This window comes from Geobacillus sp. Y412MC52 (assembly GCF_000174795.2).
Taxonomy (GTDB): Bacteria; Bacillota; Bacilli; order Bacillales; family Anoxybacillaceae; genus Geobacillus; species Geobacillus thermoleovorans.
In genome coordinates, this window is record NC_014915.1 from 323,303 (window position 1) to 339,602 (window position 16,300).

Sequence of the window (16,300 nt, forward strand, 5' to 3'; positions counted from 1 at the left end):
CTCCCATCCTCCTTCATTGCTCGTTCACTACATCGATAAAGAGTTTTTCAAGATCTTGGCTTTCGTCGATTTTGCCCTGATATTTGAGTTTCCCGTTTTGAATAATGCCAATGTAATCGGCTAATTGTTTGACTTCTGACAAAATATGGCTGGATAGGATGACGGTGATTCCGTTTTCGGCAAACGATTTAATGAGTTTTCGCAAGTCCTGTATGCCTAATGGATCCAATCCGTTTGTTGGTTCATCGAGAATGAGCAGTTTCGGATCATTTAAAAGAGCTTTGGCAATTCCTAGCCTTTGCTTCATGCCAAGGGAGAATTGAGATGCTTTCTTTTTCCCCGTATTTTCTAAGCCGACGATGTTCAAAACTTCTTGGATTCGCGAGTCGGGCAAATGAAGCAATTTGGCGTGAACAAGCAAGTTTTCATGAGCGGTTAAATTGCCGTAAAGAGCCGGGGATTCGATCAGTGCGCCGATATCTTTCAGGTCTTTTCTGCTCCAAGGATGGCCGTTGATCATGATTTCCCCTTTCGTCGGACGCAACAGCCCTGTCAGCATTTTTAAAAGAGTTGATTTTCCGGCTCCATTTGGTCCGAGCAATCCATAAATCGTATGTTTCTTGACTTTCATGGATACATCATCGACCGCGAGTTGTTTCCCAAATGCTTTGCTTATATGACGGGTTTCTAACATATACTCTTCCATGTTCATTCTCCTTTCATAATGGGAACATGCTAGGCGGTTCTTGACTGGCATAAGCGCAAGAATAGGACTGTTAGATCCGTGCTATTCTCATATTAATGACTCAATCTAATGTTTTTATAAGAAAAGAACACATGGATGATGTTTTTTACAGATTGGCATCCAGCGACAGTCTGGTGTATCATTTGCTCTCGCGGCGATGAGCGCCCTCTTCTCCCTGATCCTGAAAAATGCTCGAGAATGGTGAATACTCCGAGTTCGAGATTGTTCAGACAAGCGGCGTGTTGACGGTCTACGCGTCGGCTCCCGCTGCTTAGGTTGTTCGGGACGGAATGCGTCAAGGAAAAGGGGAAGGCGTCAACATGATGCTGATTTGAAGAAGGAATTTGCTCAATCATGTTGAAATTTACCTATTTGGAAATATTTATTTTGCACAAGGACGGCCATGACGCGTTAACATAGGGGATATTTTTGATTTTTCGCTCTTCTTAACGAAGTGTTCGTGATGTCCAATCGAGATCATTAGTGATTTTCAATCGTTTCATGTTATTGCCGCTCCTTTTGGGATGTTTAGGAACAGTATAATTAGAGCGGAGATCACTTATATGAACGTTAATGTTTTAATGTGCACCTATATAGTTAAGGTATATAAGCTGTAATAAAGAATTTCCACGGTTTTGTATTAATGTTCAAGCCGTAACACGGTAGTCTATAATGCGAGTATGCCGAGAGTCTGGTGGATAAACACTTTTTTGAATTAAGTGTGTTAAGACACAGAAGGAATATCAAAATATAGGTATAGAAAGGGTTGAGGAATTTGAAGATTAAAGATGTATTTGGGGATTTGCCTACACTTACTACTGAACGTTTAATATTAAGAAAATTAACGTTAGATGATGCATATGACTTATTTGATTATGCGTCAAATTCGGAAAACTGTAAATATTTACCTTGGAGACCTCATCATACCATTGAAGATTCAATTCAATTTTTAGAATTTGTCATTAAGTCTTATAAAGAAGGTAGTTTAGCTCCGTGGGGAATCGTTTCAAAAGCAGACAATAAAATGATCGGGACAATTGATATAGTTAAATGGTTACCCAATCATCATAAAGCTGAGATAGGTTTTGTTTTATCGTATAAGTATTGGGGGAAGGGATTAGCAGTTGAAGCGGCTAATAAAATCATTGAATTTGGTTTTGACAAGATGGAATTAAACAGAATTGAGGCATTTGCTATGATTGAAAATGTTCAATCTTTAAGAGTTTTACAAAAGTTAGGGATGCAATTTGAAGGGGTTATAAGAGAACATTGGTATATTAAAGGGAAATTTAGAGATATGGCTATATACTCTATTCTAAAACGAGATTATTTTAAATCAAGGGACGGGTTGCAAAACGCATAACTGATGAATAAAGGGACACAAAAAATCCACTCTTATTGGGAATTATATACAGTTACTAAAAAACTTCAAAGGGGTGACACTATCAAGAGTTCCAATTCTTTTCCGTGAAAATGCACGCGTCTTGATGGGTCATTTTCATGCCCGGGTAGGAGGGCAAAACGTTGCCCATGAGACTCTTCCGTGAAAATGCGCGTGCCTGGATTGGTCATTTTCATGCTTGGGTGAAGAGCAAAACGTGCTCATGGGAGCTTTCCATAGAAAAATCCCTTCCATAGTCAACGCAATAAGTGGACTTTCTTTTTTCTGTCTACTATAAGGGTATTGTATCCATTTTTGTTATAGGATACCTTCTTCAAGACGGCTTTCATCTTAGGAAGTATTGCGTCAGCGCCACTGTGTTTGTTGGTTGCCTGAAGCGTATTGAAGAAGTCAACAACTGATGGTCTCTCACAGCCCTTTCGGCGTCACTTTCTTTTCCACTTTGCGCAGCAGCCAGTCAAACACAATCGCCAAAATGGCGGCTGGGATGGCGCCGGTTAAAATCAAGTTTTTGTCGGCGATGCGCAAGCCGCGGTCGATCAAGTCGCCAAGTCCGCCAGCACCGATGAAGGTCGCTAAGGCGGCGACGCCGATCGTCAGCACCGTCGCCGTGCGTACGCCAGCCATAATGACGGGGAGAGAGAGGGGAAGCTCGACCATCCATAAAATTTGCCTCGATGTCATCCCCATCCCCCGGCCAGCGTCAACGAGCGCCGGGTCGACACCAAGAATGCCGGTGTACGTATTGCGCAAAATCGGCAGCAAGGCATACAGCGTCAAGGCGATGATGGCAGGCAGCTTGCCGATGCCGAAAAGCGGAAGCATAAACCCAAGCAAGGCTAAGCTTGGAATCGTCTGAATAATGGCGGCCACGCCGATGATCGGCTCGGCGAGTTTGCGATATCGGGTCAGCGCGATGCCAAGCGGCACGGCTATGACGATCGCAATGCTCATAGCGATGGCGGATAAGAGCACATGTTCTTGAAAGGCGATCCAAATATCGTTCTTTCGTTCGATAAACGTCTGCAATAATTCCATTGTCTCCCTCCTTGGCGGAAAAGCGGCAGCGGGTGGCTGCCGCTTGGTCATGGGCTGAGACCGAAAACTTGACAAGGTTTTGGTTCACTAGCGGAACGAATCCCATCGGCAAGCCCGCTTGGAGCGGCCTTGTCTTTTCGAAATGAGACGTGTGATTCAGGCGGGCCGACGGCCGCGGCAAAGTTTCTGGCCAGATGACAAGAAACGGGGCGGCATCGTTTTTTCAAGCCCCCATTCGCCCGTCTTCGTTGGCATTAGGCATGTTGCTGGAACGTCCACTCCGCGAGCGCGCGCATCATGCTCGAGCGCGTGATCCCGCCGACGAGCTGGTCGCCGTCCAACACCGGAATGATACGCACATCCGGGTCTTGGAACAGAGCGGCGACGTTGGTGACGTCCGCTTCTTTCGCCAACGTCGTCACATCGTAGTCGGCGATGTCGGCGACTAATAAATGTTCTTCTTGATAGCGCTTCTCGATTTGTTTCAACGTGACGATGCCGAGAAAGGCCTGCTTTTTATCGACGACGATCAAACTGTCGACCTTTTTCGCTTTCATCAATCGGAACGCTTCGGCCAGCCCGCGGCGCGGCGAGATCGTCGCGACGTCAACCGACATTAAATCTTCCGCCGTCGGCACGGCCGTCTGGCGGGTCCGCAGCCGGTCTTCGCCGATAAACTCACGGACGAACGAGTTCGCCGGCCGCCGAAGCATTTGGTCCGGCGTCGCAAATTGGACGATTTCCCCGTCCTTCATCAAGGCGATCCGATCCGCGATTTTAATCGCCTCATCCATATCATGAGTGACAAAGACAATCGTTTTGTGAATCTCCTCTTGCAGGCGGACGATGTCATCTTGCAGCTGCTCGCGGCTGATCGGGTCGAGAGCGCTGAACGGCTCATCCATTAAGATAATGTCTGGTTCGGCGGCCAAGGCGCGGACGACGCCGACGCGCTGCTGCTGGCCGCCGCTGAGCTCTGACGGGTAGCGGTGTTTGAACGTCGCCGGATCCAATCCGACGAGCTCGAGCAATTCGTCAACCCGTTTTTCATAGGCGTGTTTTTCCCATTTTTTCAACTTTGGCACGAGCGCGATGTTTTCCGCGATCGTCATGTGCGGAAACAGGCCGATTTGCTGGATGACGTAGCCGATGTTGCGCCGCAGCTCAACCGGGTCAAGTTGGGAAATGTCTTGCCCATCGATGTACACTTTGCCTGATGTCGGCTCGATCAACCGATTGATCATCCGCATTGTCGTCGTTTTCCCGCATCCGCTCGGCCCAATTAAGGCGACAAGCTCTCCTTTGCGGACTTCGAGGTTGATATTTTTTAAGGCGACAAAGCCGTCCTCATACTGTTTCGTGACGTTTTCAAACCGAATCATCGACATTCCTCGCTTTCTAGTCGATCAGTCCTTCCGCTTTTAAGAAATCAAGCGCCACCTCACGCGGCTGTTTTCCTTCCAAGTTCACTTGGCCGTTTAGTTCCATCATTTTTTCATCGGTCAAAATGTTGGCCAACTTGTTCAGTTTCTTCTCAAGACCCGGATTGGCGTCCAGCACTTCTTGGCGGATAATCGGCACAGCGTGGTACGGCGGGAAGTACTGTTTGTCATCTTTCAATACGACCAAATCATATTTTTTTATCCGGGCATCGGTCGTGTAGGCGGTGATGACGTCAATTTCGCTGTTTTTCGCCGCTTCATACTGCAAGTCCGGATCGATCGTCACTTTTTTCTTGAACTGAAACCCGTACGTATCGACAAGCCCGTCATAGCCGTCGCTTCGCTCAAAAAACTCGGCGTCTGACCCAAATGTGAGGGAAGACGAATGTTTCGCCAAATCGGAGTACGTTTTCACCCCGAGCTTTTCCGCGAGGTCTCTCCGCATGGCCAAGGCGTAGGTGTTGTTAAACCCGAGTGGTTTGAGCCAAGCGATGTTGTATTTTTCCTTATACAACTTCTTCGTTTCGTTGTAAATTTGTTCGGGCGTCTTTGCAGGATCGTACGGCTGTTTTAAAATGTTCAAATACCCGGTTCCGGTGTACTCGACATACATGTCGACATCCCCGTTTTCGATGGCTTGCTGGAGCATGAACGCACCGCCTAAACTGTCTTTCACTTCCACATCCAAATCCGTATTGGCTTTCACATATTCCGCCAACAAATGGGTCAAAATGACTTGTTCGGTAAACTTCTTTCCGCTAATGACGATTTTTCCTTTCGCATCACTCGTTCCGCTGCAGGCGGCTAGTCCAAATACAAGCCCGACAGCGAGCAAAGACATCATCCATTTTCGCAACACAATTCCTCCTTTTTTGGCTACTATCACACAAATGAGGGAAAGAAAAAAAGGCGGCAACAAGACGCGGAGGGGATGAAAAAGCGTCACAAACAAAGGATACCGTAATTTGGGTGCGGCTGGCAAATTTAGTATCGTCCGGTATGTTTGCCTCTCGCCTGCTCTCGCGGCGATGAGCGTTCTCTCCTCCTTGATCCTGAAAAATGCTCGGGAATGCTTGCGAATCCTCCGTAATGCTCCGAATTCGAGATGTTCGAATAAAGTTCTTGTGCATCCATCGATGCGCCAGCCAGGCATGACCCGCGCCGTTCATCGAGAGTGCGGGGTGATGCTCCCGCTTGCCGCGAGAAGGCCGGTGCCTTGGCAAATGGTCAAGGTGAAGGCTAATCGATAAACACTCGAACAAAAAAGGCAGCTCACGGCTGCCTAGTGAAAAGAGAATCAGTGTGGAACGTTTCTCTATGGGGAACGTGTTACGCATGAACAAGGCGATGAAGGGCGCTTTCCGTTTTGAAGACGCGGGCGTTCAAGACGTGCAGTCCCGCTTCATGTTCGGCGAGGGCAGGCAGCACTTTGTCTTCAAGGATGGATGTGATACGGGTGAGGTCGCCTTTCATATGATGGAGGTCGTGCGCCATCGCCTCATATTTGGCGGCCAGCACTTCTTGCCCGTGGCGGAGCGCTTCGGCGATCGCCTTCGTTTCGTTCGTGCGCTCATCAAGCAGGTCGATTCGCTGTGCAAGCGTGTTCGTCTGTTCGTTCAGTTGGGCGACTTGGTGTTCGACAGTGCCCATGCGTTCGTTCAGTTGGGCGACTTGGTGTTCGACGGTGCCCATGCGTTCGTTCAGTTGGGCGACTTGGTGTTCGACGGTGCCCATGCGTTCGTTCAGTTGGGCGACTTGGTGTTCGACAGTGCCCATGCGTTCGTTCAGTTGGACGACTTGGTGCTCGAGGTTGCTTGTCCGCTCGTTCAGCTGAGTGAATTGTTGCTCAAGGGCGCTCGTCCGCTCATTGAGCTGGGCCATTTGCGCTTCGAGAGCGCCCGTTCGTTCATTAAGGTTGGCCGCCAGCACTTCAAGGGCACCCGTTCTTTCATTGAGATTGGCCACTTGTCCCTCCAAGGCGCCAACCCGCTGCTCGAGCGACTCGACCGCCGTGCGCGTCGCTTTCACTTCATGCAAAATTTCCCGCAGCAACGCTTCCATTCGTTTCACCTCCTTTTCCCCTCTATTTTACAAAAAACGCGCGCTGATGGCGAGAAAAAATAGGAAAACGGTTTTTGCTAGAAAAAGAGCGGAGAGAATCGTTACAATAAACATAGGAAAAAACCGAAGCAAAGGTGGACGGAGATGGACGCCACGTGGCTAAAGCCCATTGTCGAAACAAAATATTTATCGACGGAAAACGCGCACCGCTATCGGGCGATTTTGCGCTATTTCTACATTCAGCACGAGCGGATGCGCCAATATTTGTTTCCTGAAGAAGTGTACACCTTTTTAAAGCAGCACGAGGAATTTGCCGATTACACCGAGGAAGAGCTGCAACAAGACCTCGACCAGCTCGTCAAATGGAACAACTTGATCGCCCGTCAAGAGACGGCGCATGTGCGGACGATTGAAGAGTTTAAGAAAAAGCGGTTTCGCTACCAATGCAGTCCGTACACAGTGGAGATCGAACGGATGATCCGCACGCTTGAGCAGCTTGGGGATTCATTTGGGGGGTCGCTCGAGAAAACGCGGTTTGACCGCTTGTATGCCTCTCTTTCTCGCATGGAAACGATCATCGCTTCTGATTTTCAAGAGCAGCCGGATGAAATGCATCAAGTATGGGAAGAGACGTTCGATTATTTCAAGAAAATTATCCAAAATTCCGCCGACTATATCGCCTATTTGCACGGTGAGAATTTAGAAGAGCGGATGACATCGGAGTCGTTTCTCGTTTATAAAGAGCAGTTTACTGCTTATTTGCGCGATTTTATTGTCGCCTTGCAAAAAACGTCGATGCAGATTGAACAATTGCTTGAAGACTTGCCGGAAGAAGGGGTTCGGCAGTTCATCGAGCATGTCGTCGATTATGAGCGGTTGATCCCGCGCTTTGCCGATGCGCTGCCGCCACGCGCTGTACAGATTGAAGAAAAATGGGAGACGTGGCGCAGCCTGTGCGAATGGTTTTTAGGCCGCGATGGGCGCGAGAGCGAGCTTTCGTTTTTGCAATACCAGACGAATGAGGCGATTCGCCGTCTGACGCGCGTCGTGCAGCGGCTTGGCGAACGGCATCACCATTTTCGCAGCCGCAAAGGCGACTACTTGCATTTGGCCCGTTGGTTTTCCCGCCTTGAATCGATTGAAGAGGCGCACTGCCTGTCAGCGGTCGTGTTCGGTTGCTTCCATACGAAACATCTCGTCGCCGATTTCGGGGCGACAGACAACATATACCGCGACGTATGGGACGAGCCGCCAGCGGAGTGGGTGACGAAGCCGCGCGTCCGCCATTACGGGGAAAAGAAAAAGCCGCAGGCGATTGAAGACAAAGAACGGGAGAAAGAAGAAGCGCGTCTTCGCTATTTGGAAGAAAAAGCGCGCGAGGAAGCCGAGCTGAAGCAACTTGTGACCGACGGGAAAATCGTGCTTGCCGACCTTCCTGAGGTGACCCCATACGTACGGAAAACGCTGCTCGGCTGGATCGCCAAAGCGATGGGGCGAGAGGGACAAGCAATGAAGACAGAAAACGGGTGGGTTGTCAACGTGGTGAACAAAGAGGGGACGATTTGCCTTCGCGCAGAAGATGGGGAACTCGTGATGCCGAACTACGAAATTCATGTGCTTTCGGGAGGTGAGTGAGGATGGAAACGACGTTTGACGACAAAGCGAAAGAGGCGCTCGCCGCGCTGTTCGAACAATTTTGGATCATTCGCGACAAAGAGCCGGATTTGTATCAGCTCGTCCGTGAGTGCGAACATGTGTTGAAAAGGTATGTGGAGGAGAAGTTTGGCTATCGGCTCATCGTTCACCGCTATTTTGCCAAGCTCGAGAAAATTCCCGCCGAACCGGAGCCGTGGATGGGAATTGAGTCGTTTCAAGAGCCGCTTGACTATGCATTGTTTTGTTGTTTGATGGCGTATTTGGAAGGAAAAGCGGTGGAAGAAAAGTTTTTGCTTTCTGACGTATGCGAAGAAATTCGCGCCATGTACCCGGGAGATCTACCAGTCGATTGGACGAACTACTCGCATCGGCGCGCCCTCATCCGCGTGTTGAAGACGGCGGAACAAATCGGTCTTGTCCGCCGGATGGATGGGGAGATTGAGGCGTTCGCCCAACATGTGGAGGAAGAGGCGCTGTACGAAGTGCCGGTGTTGGCCCGTTATTTTATGCGCACGTATCCGAAAGATTTGTTGCAATATGAATCGATCGACGAATTGCTCGCCGAGGAGTGGAAAGCCTCGCCGCAAGATTATCGGCGCCATCGCCTGTATCGAAAGCTGTTTTTATCCCCGGCGGTGCATCGGACGGAAGGGGACGAGCAAGACTTTTACTACTTGCGCAACTTCCGCCATCGGCTGCGTGACGATATCGAAGCGCATACGCCGTTTCGCTACGAGCTGTACAAAAATGCCGCCATGTTGACGCTTCCCGAACGGCAGGCGCCGTACACCGTATTTCCTGATCAGAAAGGAACGTCGGAGATCATCCTTCATTTTGCCGCCTTGGTGCGCGAGCGGCTTGGGGAATATCCGCCGGATGAATACGGCCGCATACGATTGACGCCTGAACAATTTTCCGCCTGGCTTGCCGATTGCCGGCGCCGTTACGGGGCGGGATGGGGGAAAACGTACCGCGACATGTCGGCTGCCGAGCTTGTCCGCGAAATGCTTGCGGCGCTCAACGAATGGCGCATGGCCGATGTGGAGCACGACACCGGAATGATCGTCCTTTACCCGCTGCTCGGGCGGCTTTGCGGGCGGTATCCGGATGATTTTGACGCGAAAGAGGGGGAGGAACATGGCGAATCCATGGGTGCTTCATCGCGCGGGGCTGATTAATTTTTGGTATTACGACGAGCAATACTTTCACTTCGCTGACGGCAAGCTGCTTTTGCGGGGAAGCAACGGGGCGGGCAAGTCGGTGACGATGCAAAGCTTGATCCCGGTGCTTTTAGACGGCAAGAAGACGCCCGATCGCCTCGATCCGTTCGGTTCACGGGCGCGGCGCATGGAAGACTACTTGCTTGGGGAAAAAGATGTCGTCAATCGCGATGAGCGGACGGGGTATTTGTTTTTGGAATATAAACGGAAAGAATCCGACCAATACGTCACAACGGGCATCGGCCTGCGCGCAAAGCGGCAAAAAAGCCTCGACTTTTGGGGGTTTGTCCTCTTTGACAACCGCCGCATCGGCTATGACCTTCAGTTGTATAAACAAGAAAAAACAGGTGAAAAAATCCCGCTGACGAAACGCGAGCTCGCCGCATTGCTCGGCCCGGGCGGGACGGTCGTCGAGACGCAAAAAGAGTATATGGAGCTCGTGAATAAACATGTGTTTCGCTTTGAATCGCTCGAGGCGTTTCAAGAATTGATCGAATTGCTCATTCAACTGCGCAGCCCGAAGCTGTCCAAAGACTTTAAGCCGACGGTGATTTATGAAATTTTGGAAAGCTCGCTGCCTCCGTTGACCGATGACGAGCTCCGCCATTTATCCGAAACGATCGAAAACATGGACCAAGCCAAGCAGCAGCTTGAGCAGCTCGAACGCGACGAACGGGCGTTGAAGCGTCTTTGCGATCAGTACCGCCTTTACAACGAATATATGATCGCCGAAAAGGCGGCAGAATACGTAAAAGCGGTCAAACAAGCGGAACAGCTCGCTGCTGAACAACACCGCCTTCACGATGAAGAAGAGCAGGCGCGAAAGGCGCTTGATGAGCTTGATGAGTCCATCATCCGCCTCCGCCGCGAAGAAGACGTGCTGCGTTCACGCGAAATCGACTTGGCTGGCCACGAAGTGTTCCAGCAAGCGGAGAAGTATGAACAGTTGAAAGCTGAGAGGGAGCGTCTGCAGGAGCGGCGGGAGCGGCACGAGCAGACGATCGCGGAAAAAGAACGGCTTGAGCGGCAGCATCGCCGCCGCCTCGATGAATCGGAAGCGCGGTTGGATGACCTTGAACGGAAGCTTGAAGACGAGTTGGCGCAGCTGCGAGCGGATGCGGAAGAAGGAGCCTTTTCTTTACATGAAACGAACGAAGACGATTTTCACCGCCATCGCCAAAAGCAACAAGAGTTTTCGTTTGCCGCTTGGAAACAGGAAGCTGACCGCCATATCGAGCGGCTCGAGGAGTTGGCGCGCCTTTGGCGCAGGCATGACGATGTGAAACGACGCTATGAAGAAGCGAGCAACGAAGCGGGCGAGCGGCGGCGGGAAATGGACGAATGGCGTCATCAGCAGCGGAAATGGGAAGAGCTGTTCGAGCAGGAGAAAGAGCGGTTTGAACAAGCCGTGCTTGCCTGGGTCGAGCAGGGAGGAATCGACGTTTCCGAAACGGACATTCAGGCGTTTTTGCAACAAATGGGCTCCCTCTATGAGCAGTATTCGCTCGATGATCTGAAGCGCCCGTTCGTTCAAGCGTATTACGATGCCGTCGGTAAGAAAAAGGATGAGAAATGGCGGCTCGAACATGACATCCGTCTGTTGGAAGAGAAACGGGCAGAACGTGAGGCCGAACTGCGTCAATGGCGGGAACAACGCGACCCTGAACCCGAACGGGATGAACAAACGACAGCCGCCCGCTTGGCATTGGAACAGGAAGGGATTCCGTTTGTCCCGTTTTATGCCGCGGTCGAATTTGTCGACGATGTGCCTGAAGATGTGCGAGAGCGAATCGAATCGGCGCTTTCGCACGCTGGGCTGCTTGACGCCCTCATTGCGGCTCGCGATGTCGACGTCGACTGCGACCGTGTGCTCATCCCGAAACCGGTTCATATGGCGCATACGTTGGCCGATTATTTGCGACCAGATGCGGATGCCCCTGTGTCGGCGGAGCGGATTGACGAAGTGCTCCGAAGCATCGTGATCACCGATGCGGAACAAGAAGGCGGCATGACGATCGACGAAACAGGACGCTATTCGCTCGGCCTTGTCCGCGGCCATGCGCCGCGGAGAGCGCGGGCGATGTTCATCGGCCGTGCGGCGCGGGAACGGTGGCGGCTTGAGAACATCGCGGCGCTGGAAGCCGAGATCGCCGCTTTGGGACAAGAGATCGACCGTCTACGTCGTGAGCATCAGGCGGTGGAAGCAGCCATCCGAGCGCTCGCCGACTGGTTTGTGTCCTTCCCATCGGACCGCGATGTGCGCACCGCGTTTGAGGAAGGGCAAGAAGCCCGCCGTCAAGCCGAAAGCAAAGAACGGGAATGGAAGCGGCAAGAAGAAAAAGCCGCCCTCTTGGCGCGTGAATGGAAACAAATCAAACAACAGCTCCATGACGAGTCGGCCGAGCTTGATTTGGCCTTTACCTTGGACGGCTGCGAACAAGCCCAGCTCGCCATGAAATCGTACGTCCGCCATTTGCACGAACTCGAAGTGCTTTACCGCGAAACGCGCCATACCGAGGCCATGATCGCCCAACAGCGCGAGCGGCTCGCGGCGCTGGAAACGGAGATCGACGAAGCGAAAGGCGAACGAAATCGGCTTCGTGATGACGAAGAGCGGATCTCCTTGGAGATCGCTGAGATGGAACGGACGCTCGCCCAAATGGGAGCGGATGACATTCGCGCGGAAATCGCCCGCATCCAAGAACGATTGGCGTTTTTGCGCCAAGAAATTCCGCGCCTTGTCAACGAACGGGCGCGGACGGAACAGCGCCTCATGCGCTTAGTCGAAGAGCGGGAAAAAGGAGCGCAGCGGGAAGCGTTCGCCTGCCAGCTGGCCGCCATGTGGGGGCGGTCGTTTGCCGATGAAGCGGCGCTTGGGCTCGTGGATCTTGATCGTTCACGTTCCCTTTTGGAGCAGGCCAAAGAAGCGAAACAACGGTATGAAGCAGTGTTAAAAGAGACGCGTTCCTCGCTTTTGGCGCGGCTGAACACCGTCTTCTTCCAAGAGTCGTCCAACTTGACCGAATACCGGGCGACGTTCGAGCGGCTGGCGGAACAAAAGGAGCCCGAATGGATCGCCGCCGCCCCAGACGACGAGATGGCGATGAAAGCGGCCGATTGGCGGGAGAAACAAGAACGGCACGTCATTTATCTCGACTACAAAGGCCAGCGCGCCACGCCGTTTGCCGTGCTCGCCGAGGTGGAGCGCGACATCGCCTTGCAGCACGAGTATATGAAGGAGCAAGACCGCGAGCTGTATGAGGACGTCATTTTAAAATCAGTCGGCCGCATTTTGCGCAGCCGCATCCAGCGCGCCGAGCGGTGGGTGAGCGATATGAACAAACTGATGGGCGGCCTCGACACGTCATCAGGGCTCGTGCTGTCCATTCAATGGAAGCCGAAAACGGCGGAGACGGAAGCGGAGCTGGATACGAAAGAGTTGGTCCGTCTGTTGCGGATCGATTCGCGGCTGCTTAGAGAGGAAGATTTGCAACGGGTGACGAACCATTTCCGCTCGAAAATCGCCCGCGCCCGCGAATTGCTTGAGGAGCGCGGCCAAGGCAACACACTCCATCAAATTATTAAAGAAGTGCTCGACTACCGGAAATGGTTTGCCTTCACCTTGTACTATGAAAAAACAAATGAGCCGAAACGCGAGCTGACGAACCACCGTTTTTACCAATTCAGCGGCGGGGAAAAGGCGATGGCGATGTACATTCCACTTTTCGCCGCGGCGTATTCGCGCTACCAAGAAGCGGGTGATGACGCCCCGTACATCATCTCGCTCGACGAGGCGTTCGCCGGCGTTGACGAAAACAACATCCGCAATCTGTTCGGCCTTGTCGAACAGCTCGGCTTTAACTATATCATGAACTCGCAGGCGCTTTGGGGCGACTACGACACCGTGCCCGCTTTGTCCATTTGCGAACTCGTCCGCCCGCGCAATGCGTCGTTTGTCACCGTCATTCATTACCGTTAGAACGGGCGTGTCAAACAGCTCATGGTCGATGACAAAGAATGGGAGATGATCGAAACGTGAGCACCGTCAAAGAAGCGGCCGCCTTTTTCCGATCCGAACCGGGCTTCAAGCGGCTGTTTGTCGAAATGAAACGCAAGTACGAATCGCTCGGCCGCGTCGGCGGCGCGGTTTCGCTGCAGTCGTTCTCCAAGGAGGAGCGGGAGGCGGTCGCCGCCTTTTTCGGCAAAGACGTCGTCCGTGTCTCCCTTTCCGCTTTTGAAAAACAGCTTGGACAAACAAAGTTTGCGGGCGTCGGGCTTGTTGCTCTGTTGGAACAATATTTTGGCGAACCGCTCGTGCCGAAAAAGGAGCGGCTTCAGGCGGAAGAGGACGAGCGGGAGCGTTTTTTCGCGCGCCTTGCAGAGGAACATCATTGGTTCGCGGCCGTCCGCGGCCAACGCTTCGTCCAAACGGCGTACGAAGCCGACCGCGACGGTCTTGAGGCCGCCGTCCGCCTTGTCGGCGCCGCCCTCTGCCGCCTCCCGCTCTCTTCATATATGCGCCTCCCGCTCTTTGCCCAGCAAGTGGCCAGCGACCCGCACGCGTTCGATTTGTCCACTCTTCCAGGGAGATTGTTGTTGTCCGCCTTGCAAGCGACGACTCCAGGCCAGTGGGATGTGACGTCCGTAGAGAGTGTCAATGAACTGTTGCAGTCCGTCGGCCTGCTCCGCGAAGATATTTTGAACTTTGTCACATGCGCCAACATCCTCGCTGAAACCGAGGGCGGCCCGCATCCCGTCTTCTCTGCCGCCTCGGAGACGAACACGGCGCTGAACATGCCGCTTAGGGATGTGTTGTCACTTGTCAGTGTCCGCCCCGCCCGCGGCGGGACGGTGTACATTGTGGAAAACGCCGGTGTTTTTTCGACATTGCTTGACACCCGCGCCCCGCTTGTCAGCACGAACGGGCAAATGAATTTGGCGACGATGAAGCTGCTCGATTTGCTCGCGGCCTCTGGCGCCAAATTGTATTATTCCGGCGACTTCGACCCGGAAGGATTGGCTATGGCAGAGCGGCTGCTTGAACGGTATGGACAGTCCGTCACACTTTGGCGATTTTCCTTGGACGATTATGCGGCCGCCAACCCTGTCGTCGCCCTTTCTTCCGAGCGCCTTGCCAAGCTCGCATCCGTAACGTCGGCGCCGCTGCAGCCGCTGAAAGAGGAGATGAAGCGAAAGAAAAAAGCCGGGTATCAAGAGGCGATCATTGGGAGGTTGACAGGGGATATCAACGGGTAGTCCATCCACGAGCTAGAGGAAGGACAAGGGAAGGAGCCCGGAGCGATCGGGTCTCCTTCCCCAAAAAATGAAATTGATGAGAAGGAATTACGCCGCGGAGAGCGAATATCATATCGGGAATGCTATGTCGCAAGGAGGGGAAACGTGGCCAAACAGCGAATCGATCACGACCGGTTGTTCAAAGAGCTGCTGTCGACGTTTTTCGAAGAGTTTTTGCTTCTTTTCTTTCCCAACGTGTACGAGCACATTGACGTTCACCATCTCTCTTTCCTCTCCGAAGAATTGTTCACCGATGTGACGGCCGGAGAGAAGCACCGTGTCGACTTGTTGGTCGAAACAAAGGTAAAAGGGGAAGACGGGCTCGTCATTGTTCATGTCGAGCATCAAAGCTACACCCAGCGGACCTTCCCCGAGCGAATGTTCCTCTACTTCAGCCGCTTGTTTCAAAAATACCGCCGCCGCATTGTCCCGATCGCCATCTTCAGCTATGATGAACACCACGATGAACCTTCCTCATTGATCGTCCAGTTTCCGTTTTTGAAGGTTCTCGATTTTCGCTTTTTGACGGTGGAGCTGCGCAAACAGCCGTGGCGTCAGTATATTCATCAAGACAATCCTGTCGCCGCCGCTTTGTTAAGCAAAATGGGGTATAATGAAGAAGAAAAGGTCGAAGTGAAAAAGGAGTTTTTGCGCATGCTCGTCCGCCTCGAGCTCGATGAGGCGAAACAGCGGCTGTTGTTCGGCTTTTTTGAAACGTATTTGCGGTTGTCCGAAGAGGAGGAAGCCAAACTGCGAAATGAGGTGAGCCAAATGGAGACGAAGGAAGCGAAGCAAGTGATGGAGCTCATCATCTCGTACGAACAGCGGGGAATGGAAAAGGGAATCCAACAAGGAATGGAACAGGGATTAAAGCAAGGGATGAAGCAAGGGCGTCAAAAAGGGATTGAGGAAGGGAAGCTCGACGTGGTGAAGAGAATGCTGGCAAAAGGATATGATGTCGACACGATCCACGAACTGACCGGGCTGCCGGTTGAGAAGATTGAAAGGGTGAAGGGGTAAGGCGGCTCTTCGCCGTCGAGCCTCACATTGTCGTCGACCCCCAATCGTGCAAAAACCCCGGGGGATCGACGACAATGTTCTTTTGCGCCAAAATCCTACAGCCATCAAGTCTGAATGGTATTGACAGAATATTTGAAACGTGATATTCTGAAAACAGCCAAAAGGGGAAAAGCTTGATTTGATGCGCATGGTTTGGGGGTTTTTATCGTACCTATGAGGGATTGAAACCTATGAACAGTATGGAACTAAATATGTGACATGGGGAGTTTTTATCGTACCTATGAGGGATTGAAACTACTACACATGTAGTACATTGTCAACATTCTTTTGAGTTTTTATCGTACCTATGAGGGATTGAAACGCCGCAAGCCATACGCGCCAGTACATCGACTTCGCGTTTTTATCGTACCTATGAGGGATT

General features: G+C 52.0%; 11 protein-coding genes and 1 CRISPR repeat array (1 of these 12 only partly in view). Of the genes, 6 read left to right on the forward strand and 5 right to left on the reverse strand.

All coding sequences use genetic code 11. The features are described from left to right. Window positions 1–13: 13 nt before the first annotated feature. Complete coding sequence (locus tag GYMC52_RS01735) at window positions 14–706, reverse strand: lantibiotic protection ABC transporter ATP-binding protein (protein ID WP_013522852.1); 693 nt, start codon at window positions 704–706, stop codon at window positions 14–16. 814 nt (window positions 707–1,520) lie between these two features. Here GYMC52_RS01735 and GYMC52_RS01740 point away from each other — a divergent pair. Further along, window positions 1,521–2,108, forward strand: coding sequence for a GNAT family N-acetyltransferase (locus tag GYMC52_RS01740; protein WP_013522853.1), 588 nt, complete (start codon window positions 1,521–1,523; stop codon window positions 2,106–2,108). A gap of 447 nt (window positions 2,109–2,555) precedes the next feature. On the opposite strand, the gene GYMC52_RS01745 is transcribed toward GYMC52_RS01740, so the two are convergent. From GYMC52_RS01745 to GYMC52_RS01760, 4 genes are all read right to left on the reverse strand, one after another. After that, window positions 2,556–3,185 (reverse strand): ABC transporter permease, encoded by a 630-nt coding sequence (locus GYMC52_RS01745; RefSeq protein WP_013522854.1) that lies wholly within the window; start codon window positions 3,183–3,185, stop codon window positions 2,556–2,558. A gap of 254 nt (window positions 3,186–3,439) precedes the next feature. Then, window positions 3,440–4,567 carry a betaine/proline/choline family ABC transporter ATP-binding protein gene (locus GYMC52_RS01750; RefSeq protein WP_013522855.1) on the reverse strand — a complete coding sequence of 376 codons (1,128 nt, stop codon included), beginning with the start codon at window positions 4,565–4,567 and terminating at the stop codon, window positions 3,440–3,442. A 16-nt stretch (window positions 4,568–4,583) separates the two neighbouring features. Next, on the reverse strand, window positions 4,584–5,486 hold the full coding sequence (locus GYMC52_RS01755) for a glycine betaine ABC transporter substrate-binding protein (RefSeq protein ID WP_013522856.1): 903 nt from the start codon (window positions 5,484–5,486) through the stop codon (window positions 4,584–4,586). A gap of 470 nt (window positions 5,487–5,956) precedes the next feature. Continuing rightward, window positions 5,957–6,688, reverse strand: a complete 732-nt coding sequence (locus tag GYMC52_RS01760) for a coiled-coil protein (RefSeq protein ID WP_013522857.1) — start codon at window positions 6,686–6,688, stop codon at window positions 5,957–5,959. A 144-nt stretch (window positions 6,689–6,832) separates the two neighbouring features. On the opposite strand from GYMC52_RS01760, the gene GYMC52_RS01765 reads away from it, so the two are divergent. From GYMC52_RS01765 to GYMC52_RS01785, 5 genes are all read left to right on the forward strand, one after another. After that, entirely contained in the window at window positions 6,833–8,323 is a 1,491-nt protein-coding gene (locus GYMC52_RS01765) for a TIGR02677 family protein (protein WP_013522858.1), read from the forward strand. Between the two features lie 2 nt (window positions 8,324–8,325). Next, window positions 8,326–9,522, forward strand: coding sequence for a TIGR02678 family protein (locus tag GYMC52_RS01770; protein WP_013522859.1), 1,197 nt, complete (start codon window positions 8,326–8,328; stop codon window positions 9,520–9,522). Further along, a complete protein-coding gene (locus GYMC52_RS01775; protein ID WP_013522860.1) occupies window positions 9,482–13,543 on the forward strand; it encodes a TIGR02680 family protein in 4,062 nt (1,353 codons plus the stop codon). The genes GYMC52_RS01770 and GYMC52_RS01775 overlap by 41 nt, the downstream gene beginning before the upstream one ends. A 56-nt stretch (window positions 13,544–13,599) precedes the next feature. Then, window positions 13,600–14,820 (forward strand): TIGR02679 family protein, encoded by a 1,221-nt coding sequence (locus GYMC52_RS01780; RefSeq protein WP_013522861.1) that lies wholly within the window; start codon window positions 13,600–13,602, stop codon window positions 14,818–14,820. A 144-nt stretch (window positions 14,821–14,964) separates the two neighbouring features. Then, window positions 14,965–15,879 carry an Rpn family recombination-promoting nuclease/putative transposase gene (locus GYMC52_RS01785; protein ID WP_013522862.1) on the forward strand — a complete coding sequence of 305 codons (915 nt, stop codon included), beginning with the start codon at window positions 14,965–14,967 and terminating at the stop codon, window positions 15,877–15,879. A gap of 198 nt (window positions 15,880–16,077) precedes the next feature. After that, window positions 16,078–16,300: a CRISPR direct-repeat array (repeat unit 30 nt; unit sequence GTTTTTATCGTACCTATGAGGGATTGAAAC) (it continues 1,398 nt past the right edge of the window).

Excerpts from the sequence above, each read along its gene's own strand:
- GYMC52_RS01735 (WP_013522852.1), bottom strand. The coding sequence starts at position 706 with ATGGAAGAGTATATGTTAGAAACCCGTCATATAAGCAAAGCATTTGGG.
- GYMC52_RS01745 (WP_013522854.1), bottom strand. The coding sequence starts at position 3,185 with ATGGAATTATTGCAGACGTTTATCGAACGAAAGAACGATATTTGGATC.
- GYMC52_RS01750 (WP_013522855.1), bottom strand. The coding sequence starts at position 4,567 with ATGATTCGGTTTGAAAACGTCACGAAACAGTATGAGGACGGCTTTGTC.
- GYMC52_RS01760 (WP_013522857.1), bottom strand. The coding sequence starts at position 6,688 with ATGGAAGCGTTGCTGCGGGAAATTTTGCATGAAGTGAAAGCGACGCGC.
- GYMC52_RS01765 (WP_013522858.1), top strand. The coding sequence starts at position 6,833 with ATGGACGCCACGTGGCTAAAGCCCATTGTCGAAACAAAATATTTATCG.
- GYMC52_RS01770 (WP_013522859.1), top strand. The coding sequence starts at position 8,326 with ATGGAAACGACGTTTGACGACAAAGCGAAAGAGGCGCTCGCCGCGCTG.
- GYMC52_RS01775 (WP_013522860.1), top strand. The coding sequence starts at position 9,482 with ATGGCGAATCCATGGGTGCTTCATCGCGCGGGGCTGATTAATTTTTGG.